Origin of the sequence: Mesorhizobium sp. B2-1-1, from assembly GCF_006442975.2 — a bacterium.
Classification (GTDB): Bacteria; Pseudomonadota; Alphaproteobacteria; order Rhizobiales; family Rhizobiaceae; genus Mesorhizobium.
On the sequence record NZ_CP083955.1, the window covers coordinates 160,305 to 174,387 of the forward strand.

General features: G+C 62.4%; 16 protein-coding genes. 2 read left to right on the forward strand and 14 right to left on the reverse strand.

From position 1 onward, the window contains the following. Window positions 1-6: 6 nt before the first annotated feature. The 6 genes from FJ972_RS28530 to FJ972_RS28555 all read right to left on the reverse strand — a co-directional run bounded on the left by FJ972_RS28530 (window position 7) and on the right by FJ972_RS28555 (window position 5,124). Window positions 7-597: an NAD(P)H-dependent oxidoreductase gene (locus FJ972_RS28530; RefSeq protein ID WP_140522933.1), complete on the reverse strand. Its 591-nt coding sequence runs from the start codon at window positions 595-597 to the stop codon at window positions 7-9. A gap of 32 nt (window positions 598-629) precedes the next feature. Next, window positions 630-1,016 (reverse strand): hypothetical protein, encoded by a 387-nt coding sequence (locus FJ972_RS28535; protein ID WP_140522931.1) that lies wholly within the window; start codon window positions 1,014-1,016, stop codon window positions 630-632. Between the two features lie 85 nt (window positions 1,017-1,101). Further along, on the reverse strand, window positions 1,102-2,355 hold the full coding sequence (locus FJ972_RS28540; RefSeq protein WP_140522929.1) for an MgtC/SapB family protein: 1,254 nt from the start codon (window positions 2,353-2,355) through the stop codon (window positions 1,102-1,104). A 13-nt stretch (window positions 2,356-2,368) separates the two neighbouring features. Continuing rightward, a complete protein-coding gene (gene trxC / locus FJ972_RS28545) occupies window positions 2,369-2,821 on the reverse strand; it encodes a thioredoxin TrxC (RefSeq protein WP_140522927.1) in 453 nt (150 codons plus the stop codon). A gap of 28 nt (window positions 2,822-2,849) precedes the next feature. Continuing rightward, window positions 2,850-4,703: a heavy metal translocating P-type ATPase gene (locus FJ972_RS28550; RefSeq protein ID WP_140522925.1), complete on the reverse strand. Its 1,854-nt coding sequence runs from the start codon at window positions 4,701-4,703 to the stop codon at window positions 2,850-2,852. 34 nt (window positions 4,704-4,737) lie between these two features. Then, window positions 4,738-5,124, reverse strand: coding sequence for a DUF302 domain-containing protein (locus FJ972_RS28555; RefSeq protein WP_140523416.1), 387 nt, complete (start codon window positions 5,122-5,124; stop codon window positions 4,738-4,740). A 164-nt stretch (window positions 5,125-5,288) separates the two neighbouring features. Between FJ972_RS28555 and FJ972_RS28560 the strand changes: the two genes are divergently transcribed. Beyond that, a complete protein-coding gene (locus tag FJ972_RS28560) occupies window positions 5,289-7,967 on the forward strand; it encodes a bifunctional acetate--CoA ligase family protein/GNAT family N-acetyltransferase (RefSeq protein ID WP_140522923.1) in 2,679 nt (892 codons plus the stop codon). 22 nt (window positions 7,968-7,989) lie between these two features. Here FJ972_RS28560 and FJ972_RS28565 read toward each other — a convergent pair whose 3' ends face one another. Genes FJ972_RS28565 through FJ972_RS30305 form a run of 3 tightly spaced genes read right to left on the reverse strand, consistent with a single transcriptional unit; the run spans window position 7,990 to window position 9,990 of the window. Beyond that, window positions 7,990-9,543 carry an AAA family ATPase gene (locus FJ972_RS28565; protein ID WP_140522921.1) on the reverse strand — a complete coding sequence of 518 codons (1,554 nt, stop codon included), beginning with the start codon at window positions 9,541-9,543 and terminating at the stop codon, window positions 7,990-7,992. A gap of 49 nt (window positions 9,544-9,592) precedes the next feature. After that, window positions 9,593-9,838: a hypothetical protein gene (locus FJ972_RS30300; RefSeq protein WP_318013167.1), complete on the reverse strand. Its 246-nt coding sequence runs from the start codon at window positions 9,836-9,838 to the stop codon at window positions 9,593-9,595. Continuing rightward, complete coding sequence (locus FJ972_RS30305) at window positions 9,835-9,990, reverse strand: c-type cytochrome (protein WP_318013166.1); 156 nt, start codon at window positions 9,988-9,990, stop codon at window positions 9,835-9,837. The genes FJ972_RS30300 and FJ972_RS30305 overlap by 4 nt, the downstream gene beginning before the upstream one ends. Before the next feature lie 173 nt (window positions 9,991-10,163). Here FJ972_RS30305 and FJ972_RS28575 point away from each other — a divergent pair, with 173 nt between their 5' ends. Then, on the forward strand, window positions 10,164-11,000 hold the full coding sequence (locus FJ972_RS28575) for a universal stress protein (protein ID WP_140522920.1): 837 nt from the start codon (window positions 10,164-10,166) through the stop codon (window positions 10,998-11,000). A gap of 64 nt (window positions 11,001-11,064) precedes the next feature. On the opposite strand, the gene FJ972_RS28580 is transcribed toward FJ972_RS28575, so the two are convergent. The 5 genes from FJ972_RS28580 to hemA form a co-directional block, all read right to left on the reverse strand. Then, entirely contained in the window at window positions 11,065-11,511 is a 447-nt protein-coding gene (locus FJ972_RS28580; protein WP_140522918.1) for a pyridoxamine 5'-phosphate oxidase family protein, read from the reverse strand. A 19-nt stretch (window positions 11,512-11,530) separates the two neighbouring features. After that, complete coding sequence (locus FJ972_RS28585) at window positions 11,531-11,929, reverse strand: phosphoribosyltransferase (RefSeq protein WP_224656350.1); 399 nt, start codon at window positions 11,927-11,929, stop codon at window positions 11,531-11,533. Continuing rightward, window positions 11,926-12,216: a phosphoribosyltransferase family protein gene (locus FJ972_RS28590; RefSeq protein WP_224656349.1), complete on the reverse strand. Its 291-nt coding sequence runs from the start codon at window positions 12,214-12,216 to the stop codon at window positions 11,926-11,928. The genes FJ972_RS28585 and FJ972_RS28590 overlap by 4 nt, the downstream gene beginning before the upstream one ends. Before the next feature lie 3 nt (window positions 12,217-12,219). Further along, the gene (locus FJ972_RS28595) at window positions 12,220-12,654 is read right to left on the reverse strand and encodes a DUF2267 domain-containing protein (RefSeq protein WP_140522916.1); all 435 of its coding nucleotides are present in this window, start codon (window positions 12,652-12,654) and stop codon (window positions 12,220-12,222) included. 114 nt (window positions 12,655-12,768) lie between these two features. Continuing rightward, window positions 12,769-14,046, reverse strand: coding sequence for a 5-aminolevulinate synthase (gene hemA, locus FJ972_RS28600; RefSeq protein WP_140522914.1), 1,278 nt, complete (start codon window positions 14,044-14,046; stop codon window positions 12,769-12,771). Window positions 14,047-14,083 lie beyond the last annotated feature (37 nt).

The window sequence follows — 14,083 nt, forward strand, 5'->3', positions numbered from 1 at the left end:
TGAGGATTATCTGGCCCGCTCGCCAAGATTTCGGATCTGGCTGATCCACTTCGCGCGGGTCGCATCGCTGGCGCCGGCGACCATGCCGAACAACGTCTCGCGCACCGGACTGATACCGACAAAATGCAGGATGCTTCGCTTCATGCCGGCGATGCCGTGTCCCAGGAACCATAGCCGGTAAAGAACGGAAGGCATACCCATCGTCACCACAACGCGCGCGGAGCGGCCGCGAAGCAGTGTCTTGGTAAAGCTGCCGCCCTTGTCCGGATAGGCAAAGGCCGTCCCCGGCCGCATGACCTGTTCCAGAAATGCCTTGAGCATGGCCGGCATGGTCCCAAGCCACAGCGGAAAAACAAAGACAATGTGCTCCGCCCAGACGATCGCTTCGGCTGCGTCCTTCAGTTCATCGGGAATTGAACCGTGCTCGAACTCCTGCATTGTCCGCAGCATCGGGAAATCGATCGCCGCCAGGTCGACCCGGCGGACGGCGTGCCCCGCCTTCTCCGCGCCCTCGCCATAGGCCCTGGCGAGACCGCGGCAGAGCCGGTCCGGGGACGGATCGGGATGGCCGACCACAATCAAGATGCGTCGCGACATGGTCTACTCCAGGGGAGCCTTGCGTCGCCGCGTCAGGGCCGCTCGACCCTCGCCACCTGGTACGTGTGCATGGCGCCGTTGCGCTCGATCGACACATACTCGCCGGTCACGAACCGTTCGTCGCCGAGACGAAAGCCGATCTCGTCGTCGCGGTCGCCGTCGGCATAGTCGAAGAACCAATGTCCGCCGGGCTTGCGCCTCAGCCGACCGACCAGATCCTCCTCGCCAGTGCGAAATCGGCGAACGCGGCACGAGGCCTTGTGCGATTTCCACTCTTGCGCATCGATCCGGCCTTCGCCGGTCAACGGAGCGAGCACGTCATAGCCCTCTTCGCGGTCGCCTTCCGGATGACCTTTCTCACGGGCGAGCAGCAGCCGGACGTTGCGGAATTTCGGGGTGAGGTCCTTCACACTGGTCATGGCGAACTCCTTCTACGGAGTTTCATAGAGCGGTGGCGGGACCTAGCTCTTGATCCGTATCAAAAAAAGCGCGAGCACAGCACTTCTATCCAGGACCGAGCAACAACAGGGCGCAGATACCCATGGCCGCGGCTATCAGTGTTGTGACGGCCAGTGGCAACCAGAACGTGATCGGACCAGCAAATACTGCGAGCGACAGGCGACCGATCGCGTTTGCTGCGAGCGCCGCGAGCACGGCCTGGCCCACGGTCTCGACGGACACGGAATGCTTGACCAGGCGCAGCGCGCCAAGCACCGAGACATCGACATCGAATGCGCCGGCCAGCGCCGAACTCGCCAGCAGACCGCGCCCACCGAATTGAACGGCCAGCCCGGCACTTGCGGTCGCGACGATGGCAAAGAGCAAGGCGAAGAGCAGCAAGGGGCCCAGTTCGAATGGATTGCGCGCGATCGCGCTGCCTTTACCGTTCCCGCTGTCACGAGCCAGCAGCAATGCGCCGCAGACAGCGAAGGCAAGCGCTGCGGTAATCGCCGGAATCACGACCGATGCGAGCACACTTGGCTCGACGATCAGAACCACGGCGCAGACGCGGAGCACCGAAACCATTGCTGCCAGGGACGCCGCCCCGGCGAGCGGCAGCGGATTGCTTGCCGACGCGGCATTGCGGGCAAGCGCCAAGGTCACTGCTGTGGAAGAGACGATTGCACCGGTGAGCGAACTGACCAGCAGACCGCGTGTATTTCCCAGAATGCGAACAGCCACGTATCCGGCGAACGAAATCGAGGCCATCAGCACCGTCAGGAACCAGACTTCCCAGGGATTGAAACCGGCCCACGGGTCGATCGTGCGGTTTGGCAGCAAGGGCAAGACGATCGCCGTCATCACCGCAAGGACCAGCGCCGAACGCAGTTCGACCCAGGTCAGTCGCTTCAAAAGACCGTGCAGGACCTCGCGGCTGGCCAGGATTACCGCCAATGCCGCGCCACCGGCGGCTGCAGCACGATAATCGCCGGCGACGGAAAGCGCGCCAAGGGCAAACACCCCCAGGCCCGCGATCACGCTGGTGACGCTGAAGTCCTCGTCATGGGCAGCCTCGCGTGCCTTGTACCAGGCAAAGATTGTCGCAAAGGCGATGAACCCGCCGACCAGCACGGATACAGCGCCGAGTGCGTTGGCGAGTGCAGCGAGCACGCCACCCAGCAGGCCAGATATGCCGAATGTCCGGATGCCAGCTGTGCGACTGCGATCGGGCGCGTCCCGCTCCTGCCAACCACGCTCCAAGCCGACAAGAAGACCTATTGCGAGCGCCAGCCCAAGCCGGGCGATGATCGGATCCATTGGCGCGACGACTTCAGGCGGTGACCGTTGGCGGCAGGCGGTCACGAACCCACCTGACGATTTGGCCTGCCGTCATTGCGCCGGATGTGCGCGCGATCTCGCGCCCGCCATGGAACAGGATCATGGTCGGAATGCCACGGATGCCGAGCCTGGCCGCGACAGCCTGCTCATTGTCGGAGTTGAGTTTGATCAGACGAACATGCGGCTCCAGTTCACTTGCCGCCGCTTCATAGGCTGGCGCCATCATCTTGCAGGGGCCGCACCAGGGTGCCCAGACGTCGACGACAACGGGCAGACTGCTGCGCGCGATCTGATGATCGAAACGCGCGGCGTCGACATCTTCCGGGTGACCCGAAAACAGCGCGGTCCCGCACTTTCCGCATTTCGCCTCACTGGCATTGCGGGCTGGCGGCAGGCGGTTGACCCCACCGCATTTGCTGCAAACCACCAGATTTTGCTGTGCCATCGCCATTCACCGATTTTGTTCTCAACCACTATGCGCGCCACAGATGCCCATCGCCAAGCGTGCGCAAGGCGTTCAGGATAACCGCGACGTCAATCCCCTCCTGAAGCAGCGCTCCGGCAACCGGCGTGATCTGCCCCATGGCCGCCGCGATCATTGCCAGCCCGGACAACGCCAGCCCGGCGATGATGCTCTGCAAGGCGATCGATCGCGTTCGCCGTGCAATCCGAACCGCGTCCGCAACCGGCTGCAGCCTGTCGGTCAGCACGATGACGTCGGCCGCCTCGGAGGAGGCGGTCGCACCACGGGCGCCCATGGCGATACCGACCGTTGCGGCGGCAAGGGCAGGTGCATCGTTGATGCCATCGCCAACCATCATTGTGGGCGCTGTTGCTTTCTCGGCCTCGACGGTGGTGACCTTGTCCGCAGGGACGGCATCGGCGATGATGACATCCAGATCAAGCCTGGAGGAAACACGCTTTGCTGCCGCACTGTCATCACCTGTAAGCATGACCATGCGCGTGATGCCAGCCGAGCGCAGATTGGCGAGCGCGTCGCGTGCATCAGGACGCAACGCATCGCCCAAGGTGAAAATCCCAGCAAGCTCTCCAGCGACGGCGACAAAAACCCTAAGCACCGGCTCGTCCCGGTATTTTTCTTCGCCGCTTTTCGCCCAGCCGGGCAGCGGCTCGTCGGCGAGCACGAAAGCCCGCGATCCAGCCGCGACCGACATGGTGTCGACCCGGCCGTTGAGGCCTGCACCGCGATGCTCGCTGACATCATGCGGATGCGAAAGCATCAGCTGCCTGCCGCGCGCCGCCCGGATGATCGAGTCGGCGAGCACATGGTGCGATGCCTGTTCCAGGGATGCCAGCAGCTGCAGCGATTGGTTCGCTTCACAGCCGGGTGCGGCTTCGATGTCGATGAGCTCGGCGCCGCCGATGGTCAAGGTCCCCGTCTTGTCGAAGATCGCGGTTCGGACTTGCGCAAGCGCTTCCAGAGCCGCGCTGCCTTTCATCAGGATGCCTGCACGCGCGGCACGCGAGACGCCGCCGATGAAGGCAACAGGGGCAGCCAGGATGAGCGGGCAAGGTGTGGCGACTACCAGCACGGCCAGCGCCCGGATTGGATCACCGGAGATGTACCAGGCGGCGCCGGAAACCACCAGAGTGGCAGGCAGCAGGAACAGGGCGAAACGGTCGGCCATGCGAATGAAGGGGGATTTCGCCGTCTGCGCTGCAGCGACCATGCGTACGATCGCGGCATAGGTGCTCTGGTCTGCCAAGGCGGAAGCCTGCATGCTGAATGTCTCGCCGGCATTGATGGTGCCGCTGCGCAGCGTGTCGCCCGCTATCCGCCGCTCGGGCAGCGGCTCGCCGGTCACCGCGGACTCGTTGAGGGAGGCCGAAGGATCAAGCAATATACCATCGACGGGAAGCAATTCGCCGGCCCGGACCAGAAGCTCGTCCCCGACAGCAACATCTTCGACGGGGACTGTCTCTGTCCCTCGGGTTGTCGTCCGATGGGCCACACGCGGCGATCGGTCGGTCAACGCCTTGAGGTTCCGTTCCGCGCGGCCACGAGCGAAATCCTCAAGGACTGTACCACCGGCATACATGATAGCGACCACCACTGCCGCAAGCGGTTGTCCGAGCAGCAGCGCGGCGGACATCGAGACCAGCGCAATCGCATCAACGCCGAAGCGGCCGATCCAGAAATCGCGCAGAATGGAGATTGCGAGAGCCGCCACCACGGGCAAGGTCGACACCGTCCAGATCGTGTGGGCTTCGATGGGACCGAGCCCCGTTCGCCAGGCTCCGGCTCCGACGGCGAGACCCAGGATAGCGATGACCAGCAATGCGCGTCGTAGAGCAGACTCGCTCATCCGATGTCCCTCAACCTTGATGGCCCCTTTGGCGCTAGAGCTCGCGGACCATCTCCTCGAGCACGCGACGCACAACGTTCGCGACCTGCGCAAGCTCGCGATTGGCGATGGCCCCCATTGAAGCGACCGGATCCACCGCCGCGACTTCTACCTTTCCTGGTTCGACCTCGGTGACGATGACATTGCAGGGCAGCATGGTTCCGATCTTGTCTTCGGCCTGAAGGGCTCGCCAGGCGAAATGCGGATTGCACGCGCCCAGGATCACATAGGGCCTGAAATCTTCACCAAGCTTGGCCTTCATGGTCTGCTGAACATTGATCGAGGTCAGAACGCCAAACCCCTTGCTTGCGAGCTTGTCGCTCACGTGGTCGATTGCCGCTGTGAACGGCATGGCGACGATCTTGCTGAAATAGTAACTCATCTTAACTCTCCAATCCTTGACCGCAGCAGTGGCTGCTACGTCGCAAGCGACCGCTTCGAACCCTCTTGCAACAGCTAATCGCGAGAACCGGACGAGGCTTTGATCCAGCGCAATGAAGGGGCAGGATCGATTGGCGACTATCGCCGCGAACGGGAGACCCACCGGTGACGATCCGAAATCTTGAACATGCGTTCGCCCCGAGGTCGGTCGCCGTATTCGGCGCATCGGTGCGCGAAGGCTCCGTCGGCCGCGTCGTCTTCGACAATATGGTCAGCGGCGGCTTCGAGGGCGAGATCTGGCCGGTCAACCCGAAATATTCGCAAGTGGCTGGTCGGCAATCCTATGCCAAGGCGGCCGATCTTCCAGGCGTTCCAGACCTTGGTGTCATCGTCACGCCGCCCCGAACAGTTCCGGCCATAGTGCGCGACCTTGCAGAGAAGGGCACGCGGGCGGCGATCGTCATCACCGCCGGGCTCACGCACGAAAACGGCCTGCGTCAGGCGATGCTCGATGCGGCCAAGCCCACCGTTTTCCGCATCATTGGGCCGAACACGGTCGGGCTGATGATCCCGCCATTGAAGCTCAATGCTGGATTTGCGCACATGGCCGCCAAACCCGGCAGCATCGCGCTGCTGTCGCAATCCGGCGCCATCGCGACGTCGCTGATAGACTGGGCGGCGGACAACAATGTCGGCTTCGCCCAGATCGTCTCTCTGGGCGACATGGCGGATGTCGACGTGGGAGATTGTCTCGACATGCTGGCGGGCGACATGCACACGCGCGCCATCGTAATGTATCTCGAAACCATCCCCAATCCGCGCAAGTTCATCTCGGCCGCGCGTGCGGCGGCACGCATAAAGCCGGTGATTGCGATAAAGTCGGGCCGGCACGAGCAATCAGCCAAAGCAGCCGCGACCCATACCGGCGCGCTATCGGGCGCCGATCGCGTCGTCGATGCGGCATTGCTGCGTGCTGGCATACTGCGCGTCAAAGGTCTCACCGAGTTGTTCGATGCGGTTGAAACGACCGCCCGTTTCGTTCCGCTGGAACGAGCCCGCGTCGGCATAGTCACCAATGGTGGCGGCGCCGGCGTGCTTGCCGTCGATCAACTCGTCGAAGGCAACGGGCACCTGGCCGAGCTATCGCCGGAAACGATCACTCGTCTGGATGCCGTCCTGCCGAGTACATGGTCCCACGCCAATCCGGTCGACATTATCGGGGACGCCCCGCCAGAACGCTATGCCGCCGCGATCGAGGCGATCATGGCCGATGCCGGCACCGACGTCGTCCTGGTCATGAACTGCCCGACTGGGCTCGGCTCGCCGCTTGCCGCGGCAAGCGCCGTGGCGGTGCTCGCGCAGGGCGGCAAGATCAGCGGCAAACCTGTCCTGACCTGCTGGCTCGGCGAACACACGGCGCGCGAGGGGCGACGTGTTCTTCAGGATGCTGGTCTTGCCAGCTTCGAGACGCCGGCGGACGCCGCAACGGCGGTTTCTTATCTCAGCGAATGGTCGCGTGCCCAGCGGGCATTGATGCGCACGCCGTCGAGCCGCAGCGACATCGCGAGCGACCGGGAAGCCGCGCTTGCAATATTCAGGGCCGTCGCCAGGGAAGGGCGGCGTATGCTGACCGAGTCCGAAGCCAAGGCGGCAATCTCGGCCTACGGCATCCCTGTCCCCGAGACGATCGTCGCCAGATCTCCTGCCGAAGCGCAACTGGCAGCCAGCCGGTTCCTCAAGACATCCGAGCAGGCCGTCGTCAAACTCCTGTCCAAGGCGATCACGCACAAGTCGGACATTGGTGGGGTGGTGCTTGGCATCGCCGACCCCGTTGCCGCCGGGGAGGCGGCACGCGCAATCGAGGCGCGCGTGCGCAAGCACGCACCGCAAGCCGACATTGAAGGCTATGCCGTTCAGCCAATGGTGGCGCGAAAACAGGCGCAGGAACTCATCCTCGGGATAAGCCGCGACCCGATCTTCGGGCCAGTCATCCTCTTTGGAGCCGGGGGCGTCGCGGTCGAAGTGATGAACGACACGGCGATCGCGTTGCCGCCGCTCGACGACATTCTTGCCGGTGACCTAATCGACCAAACCCGGATCGGCCGCGTTCTTGCCGGGTTTCGTGATCGCAAGCCGGCCGATCGGCAATCGATCATTGCTTCACTCAACGGCCTATCGCAGATGATCGTCGACTTTCCGTGCCTCGTTGCGGTGGATATCAATCCGCTGCTGGCCGACGCCGAGGGTGTGATTGCACTCGACGCCCGCATCGAGATCGAGCCGGAACGGGTGGAAGAGGCGGGGCCGAACCCGGCACTTGCCATAAGGCCCTATCCGTCGGGTTGGGAAAAGGTGTTTTCGGCGGGCGACATCGACTACAATATCCGTCCGATCAAGCCGGCCGACATCTCGCTCTATCCCGAATTCCTTGCCAGGATTTCGCCCGATGATCTGCGCCTGCGTTTTCTGTCGCCCCGCAAAAGCTTCTCCGACCAGATGCTGAAGCGGCTCACCCAGCTAGACTACGGTCGCAACATGGCTTTCGTTGCGCTGAATACGAGCTCCGGCGCGCTGGCCGGTATCAGCCGGATATCTTGCGATCCCGACCACACCGTCGCCGAATACGCCTTGCTGGTGCGTACAGATCTCCAGGGTAATGGTCTTGGCTGGGAATTGCTCAGCCAGATCGTCGATTATGCGAGGGCCGATGGGATCGGACGAATCGAAGGGATAATGCTCGCCGAGAACACGAGGATGTTGGCCATGTGCCGCGAGTTTGGCTTCTCGATAAGGCGTCATCCTAGCGAACCCGGCCTTGTCGAGGTAACGCTCGAACTCAGTTGAGGCCGATCGCCCGCTGCACCGATCAGGACGCTGTGCACAGGGTTTCGGACGCATCGCTCTCTGAGTGCCTTCTCAATTCCAAGACAATGTCGGCGAGCATCCGATCAGCGTCGATTTTTCGCCAGCCAGACTGGGTGGCATTTCGCTCCAATTGCCGCGAGAGTATCTCGATCGTGGCATCTGAAGGGCCGCCCTTGCGCTCGCTGACCCGCTGCCACAGGACAAGCGGGGCCGCCTCCAACCAAAATCCGGAGAATCTGATAGCCCGGCTGCGCGCCGCTTTCTCGATCCGCTCACGATCGGCGGGTCTGTCGAAAACGGCATCGGCCACGACCGAGCCGCCCTGCGAAAGGATCAGGCCGGCGCGCCATGCCATTTCGCGGTAGACGCGATCGGAAACTTCGGGCCGATAGGCTTTGTCCGGCAGCCTGGTCTCCGGCGGTACACCATGCATGGCCTTGCGGACGCGGTCGCTTTCGACAATGCGGGCGCCTGGCGCTGCACCGAAATGGGCGGCCAGCGCCTCGGCAACGGTCGTCTTTCCCGAGCCACTCAGACCGCCAACGGCAACGAGTCGCGCCGGTTTTTCCTGGAGAAATGTTCGGGCAAGGTCGAAATAGGATCTCGCCTCGGCAACCAGCCTGTCGCTGTCGGCGCTGCGTTCCTCGACCTGCGTTGCGATGACGTGGGCGCGCACGGCAGCCCGCACAGCCATGAAAAAGGGCAGCAGCACGAACCCATCCTCGTCGTCGGCTTCATCGAGATAGCGGTTCATCACAAGGTTGGCGAGCTGCGGAAAACCGCGATGCCAAAGATCCATCAACAGGAAAGCAAGGTCGTATAAAACGTCGATGCTGGCGATCTGGTCGTTGAATTCGATACAGTCGAAGAGGCGAGGCTCGCTGTCTAAAAGGCAGATGTTGTGCAAATGCAGGTCGCCATGGCAGCCGCGGATCTTGCCTGCGGCTTCCCGGCGGTCGAGCAATCCGGAATGCCGGGCGAGGGCGTTGCGGAAGGCCTCGGCAAAGCTCGTGACCTCAGCTTTTGCGAAAACGTGGCTGGTGGCAAAGCCAGCCTCGTTGATGTCGAGCACGCCAGCCAGATTTGATGAGCCGCCGCCATTGTGGATCGTCGGCGCGGCACGGTGGTAGCTGACGATCATGCGCGCAACCGCGGTCATCAGCGCCGGCGTCAATTCTCCGGCGGTTGCCATCCGATCGAGGAGCTTCGACTGGTCGAAGCGGACCATCTCGATCGCAGCATCGACCATTTGGCCGGTGCCATTGAAAGCCAGTTTGCCGTCGGCTTCGCGGGTGATTCGACGCACGACCAAATAGAGGCCGGGCGCGGTCTTCGAGTTGAGTTCCACCTCTTTCTCGCAAGCGGCAAGCCTGAGGGCCGGCGCCGAGAAATCGACATAGGGCAGCTTGACCCCCCGCTTCATCTTGTAGGCGCGTTGGCCAACGAGGAAAATACGGGAAATGTGAGTCTCGATCGCCTCGACGGCCCCGACCGCGCCATGGGTAGCAGGATCAAGCAGAAAAGAGGCAGCGGCTTGCTGCTCATCGACGATCATGGCCGGCCTTCCACGTGTGTTTTGCGTATTTCGTTTGCGCGAGCTGCGTTCATTGCTGCAATGTCTGGACATAGCCTGCCAACTCATGGATCCGTTCCCTGGTGACGATTTCGCCTGCGTTCGGGCCATATTTCTTCACGTCGGCAGGCAGGAATTGGCTGCCCCACACCGGCATGTCGCGCTCGCCATGCGCCGGCACCATGGCGCGGCCGTCGATCACGGCATAAACACGCCAGTAAGGGAATTCGCCGCCATTGCGCCTGGAGAGGCGCGTCAGGTCGCTCGGCCGCTTCAACAACTCGTCGCCAACGGGCCGTCCCCCTTGCCTTCCGGACCATGGCAGACCGCGCACGAGTTCATGTATTCGGCCTTGCCGTCGCCAAGTTCCTGGGCGCGAGCCGCGTTGAAGGCCAATCCTGCCAGAGCCGCCGCGATCAGGAATTTCATCTGCGTTTTCCGATTGATTAGCTGAAAACCTACAGCCCTGGTTTGGCAGTACGTTGATGCGGATCAAATGCCCCGCGGTCACGGTATTTGATTCAGCGCAATGAGCGCGCCGGGCACCCGCGCTAATGACTGAAGCCAGATTGACCTTTCAATCGAAATCAGGAGTTGCCGCCGTGACTTTCAGGACGCTGCTTACGGTTACTGGGCCGAACCAGGGCGAAGCCGATCTAAAGCTGGCCGCCTCACTGTGCGAACAGGTCGGTGCCCATCTCTCCGTGCTCGTTCTCGAGCTGGCCGCGCCGCCCTCTGGGGGCGAGTATGCCGCTGTCGTCTCGCCTGCCTGGCTTGCGGAGCGGCAGGCCGAGTTGAGAAGGCTTGAGAAACGAAAATCAGACGTCGCCGGCTTTCTCTCCCAGACTGCCGTATCGGCCGATCTGAGCGACGACTATCCCGACATGGGATGGGCCGACGACGTCATCGGAAGGCGTGCCCGCTACGCCGATCTGACCCTTCTCGGACCAGATCTGCTGGCAAGCCATGCGCTGAAGGAGAAAGTCATCGAGGGCACGCTGTTTTCATCGGGAAAGCCCATCCTGCTTGTTCCCGAGGGCTCGCGCCCGACGCTGAAGCCGAAACGCATCCTCGTTGCATGGGACGCCCGCCTGGAGTCATCGCGCGCCGTCCGCGAGTCGCTCGATATGCTGAAAGGCGCCGAAGATGTGCGCCTTGTCATCATCGATCCCATCGAAAATGAGTTCCATCACGGCGACGAGCCAGGTGCAGATGCCGCGGCTTATCTTGCCCGGCACGGCGTGAAGGTTACCGTCGAGCGGCTACCGAGTTCGAATCATTCGGTTGCCGACGTGCTTCGCCAGCATGCCGGCGACGTCGCGGCCGAGCTCTTGGTCATGGGCGCCTATGGTCATTCCCGCCTGCGGGAGCGAATCTTCGGCGGGGTCACTAAGTCAATGCTTGAGGGCTCGTCACTACCGGTCTTAATGGCGCGATAACAATCCAAAAGGGCCGGTGCAGATTGCGCCAGCCCTTCGCATCTCGCGCAAATTGATGGAATGACTACTCGCTCGCTTCCCGTCCCGATACCCGTTCGATCAGGATCCGAAAGAAGACATGCGGCGCACTGTCGGCTGTGGGAGGAACCAGCGGCTTGAGTGCGCCGGGTTCCCACCAGTCGGAGTGCTTGCTCAAGACCGTCCAGGCATGATCCCGCTCAAGCTTGTGGCCGATCCGGTCAGGCAGTTCTTCGTATCGGCCGTCAACAACGACGCTTCTCCATCCCCGCCCCTGTCCATGCTCATCCACCTGGACGCACACCAGCGGATTGGCCCGCATCCATTCGATCTTTTTGCCCGGCATGGAAAACGCGTAAAGATGGGCGTCCGAATAGGCGTAGTGGAACGGCACGACATAGGGCTGTCCATCCTTTGCGCATGCCAGGCGGCCCACGCGATTGGCCGTCAGCAATTTGGTACATTCCAAAGCAGAAAGCGTGCGGATCTGCATCAGTTCGATCTCCTGTTCTTCATGGCCTTTGAACCAGGCCGGAAACGTGCCACTGGCCAGTTTTGTACAGCTGGGCAGCCTCGTCCATAGCGGAGACAACGTCGTTGTCAGAGAGTTGCGGGAACTGGCGATAATGATGGCTCAAGGCCTGGAACTGTCCTGGCCTACTGAGGCAGACTACACGGTCCGCTTCCTGCTCCAGCGCGGCGACCGTCACTTGCGGTGAAACGGGAACCGCCACGACGATTTCCCTCGGTGACCGGCGCTTGAGGGCGCGGATCGCGATTTTCATGGTCGTACCGGTCGCGACACCGTCATCGACGATGATAGCCGTCTTTCCTGCGATCGACATCGGTTTGGTCTTGCCACGATAGGCAACGCGCCGGCGTTCGAGTTCAGGACGTTCATTTGCAATCAAGACACGTAAGGCGTCGTCGTCGAGCCCATAGGCTCGACAATTTCACGGTTCAGCACGACCTCCCCAGGGTCGCCATCGATGATTGCGGCAACAGCCAATTCGGGATTGCCCGGGGCGCCGATCTTGCGGACGATCAGCAGGTCAAGAGGAGCGTTGAGGGCTTTGGCCACTTCCACTGCGACGGGCACGCCGCCACGCGGCAATGCCAGTACGATGGGCCGATGCAGTTGAAGTCTGCTCAGCTCCAGGCCAAGCTTCGCTCCAGCGTCTTCCCGGTCACGGAACATCGGTCAATCCACCGGCCACAGGTTTCGCAGCGACTTTTTCATCGAGTTTCTGACCTGTACGATCTCGCCATGCGAAATGTGACGGTCGAGAAGCTTGAACACGGCACTGATCGCGACATCGAAATCGATCTCCTCATCGTAGCCGAAACTGTTTCTGACACTGATAATGAAGTCGCGCTTCGTGCGCTCATGCGCAGGCACCGACGGCTTCCAACCTTCGAAATAGATGCCGCGGACCAAAACAGGCAGTTGCGCCGAGAGATCGGCCATTTCCGCCGGCGACAGCCAGTCCCGCACCGTGTGCAGGACAGCCCTCAGCAGCCGGCACGCGCTCGGTTCGCTCCAGCAGAGGTCTTTGGCGAGCTCCTTGACCCATTGTTGCGCCTGCTGGCCGGCATGCGTGAAGTCAGCGAAGGACGTGTGAGGACAAGGACCCATGGCGATGCTCCTGAGATTTGGCGCCATTCTGGGGCATAATAAGGCTCTGAGCATTGAGCGGGATCAAATCGTTCGGGCTCTGCGTCAAACGAACCGGAGGTGCTGGGCGCCAGTTCAGCCAAAAGCCTGCTGCACCAGCAGGGGAATGATCCGGTCGGTCTTGGCCACGGAAGGTCGTCCTGCTGAACCATAGGAAATGCCGAGCGCGTCCCAGGTCTCGACCAGGGCGTCCTGCAGCTCGGCGATCAGCGCATCCGAATGGAACGGCGTCGGCGTGATGCGCAGCCGCTCCGTGCCGCGCGGCACGGTCGGATAGTTGATCGGCTGGATGTAGATGCCGTGCACGCCGAGCAGCCGGTCGCTTGCCATCTTGCAAAGCTCGGGGTCGCCAACCAGCACTGGCACGATATGGGTCGCCGATTCCATCACCGGCAGGCCGGCGGCGGAGAGGATCTGCTTGGTCCGCGTCGCCTGCTGCTGCTGGGCGTCACGCTCGGCCTGCGAGCGCTTGAGATGACGGATCGAGGTGGTGGCAGCGGCGGCGATGGCCGGCGGCAGCGCGGTGGTGAAGATGAAGCCCGGCGCATAGGAGCGCACGGCGTCGATGACAGCACTCGTGCCGGTGATGTAGCCGCCCAGCGTGCCGAAAGCCTTGGCCAGCGTGCCCTCGATGATGTTGATGCGGTCGGCGAGGCCTTCCCGCTCGGTGATGCCACCGCCGCGCGGACCATACATGCCCACGGCGTGGACCTCGTCGATATAGGTCATGGCGTTATAGCGCTCGGCGAGGTCGACGATCTCCCGGATCGGCGCGATATCGCCATCCATCGAATAGACGCTCTCGAACACGATCAGCTTGGCGCGTTCGCGGCCCGCCGCCTGCAGCAGGCTTTCCAGGTGCGCGACATCGTTGTGGCGAAAAATCTTCTTTTCCGCGCCCGAGCGCCGCACGCCTTCGATCATCGAGGCATGGTTGAGCTCGTCCGAAATGATCAGGCAGTTGGGCAAAAGCCGCGCGATGGTCGAGATCGAGGCTTCGTTGGAGACAAAACCGGAGGTGAAGACCAGCGCGGCTTCCTTGTCGTGCAGGTCGGCGAGCTCATGCTCGAGTTCGACCAGCGGATTGCTGGTGCCGGAGATGTTGCGGGTGCCGCCGGCGCCCGAACCCATCCGGCCCGCCGCGTTCTGGAACGCTGCGATGACATCCGGGTGCTGGCCCATGCCGAGATAGTCGTTGGAGCACCAGACGGTGATTTCCTCTGCGCGGCCGTTGGCGCGCCAGATGGCACGCGGAAATTTGCCCGCTATGCGCTCGAGGTCGGCAAAGACGCGGTAGCGTCGTTCCGCATGGAGCTGGTCGATCGCGTCCTCGAAGAACCGCTGATAATTCATGTCCGAATCTCCTTATTTACTCGCTGTCGCGCTGCGG

Coding starts and splice junctions, on each gene's coding strand:
- FJ972_RS28530 (WP_140522933.1), bottom strand. CDS start 597: ATGTCGCGACGCATCTTGATTGTGGTCGGCCATCCCGATCCGTCCCCG.
- FJ972_RS28555 (WP_140523416.1), bottom strand. CDS start 5,124: ATGAGTTACTATTTCAGCAAGATCGTCGCCATGCCGTTCACAGCGGCA.
- FJ972_RS28595 (WP_140522916.1), bottom strand. CDS start 12,654: ATGGGTCCTTGTCCTCACACGTCCTTCGCTGACTTCACGCATGCCGGC.
- FJ972_RS28590 (WP_224656349.1), bottom strand. CDS start 12,216: ATGTTCCGTGACCGGGAAGACGCTGGAGCGAAGCTTGGCCTGGAGCTG.
- FJ972_RS28540 (WP_140522929.1), bottom strand. CDS start 2,355: ATGGATCCGATCATCGCCCGGCTTGGGCTGGCGCTCGCAATAGGTCTT.
- FJ972_RS28535 (WP_140522931.1), bottom strand. CDS start 1,016: ATGACCAGTGTGAAGGACCTCACCCCGAAATTCCGCAACGTCCGGCTG.
- FJ972_RS28565 (WP_140522921.1), bottom strand. CDS start 9,543: ATGATCGTCGATGAGCAGCAAGCCGCTGCCTCTTTTCTGCTTGATCCT.
- FJ972_RS28580 (WP_140522918.1), bottom strand. CDS start 11,511: ATGCAGATCCGCACGCTTTCTGCTTTGGAATGTACCAAATTGCTGACG.
- FJ972_RS30305 (WP_318013166.1), bottom strand. CDS start 9,990: ATGAAATTCCTGATCGCGGCGGCTCTGGCAGGATTGGCCTTCAACGCG.
- FJ972_RS28550 (WP_140522925.1), bottom strand. CDS start 4,703: ATGAGCGAGTCTGCTCTACGACGCGCATTGCTGGTCATCGCTATCCTG.
- hemA (WP_140522914.1), bottom strand. CDS start 14,046: ATGAATTATCAGCGGTTCTTCGAGGACGCGATCGACCAGCTCCATGCG.
- trxC (WP_140522927.1), bottom strand. CDS start 2,821: ATGGCACAGCAAAATCTGGTGGTTTGCAGCAAATGCGGTGGGGTCAAC.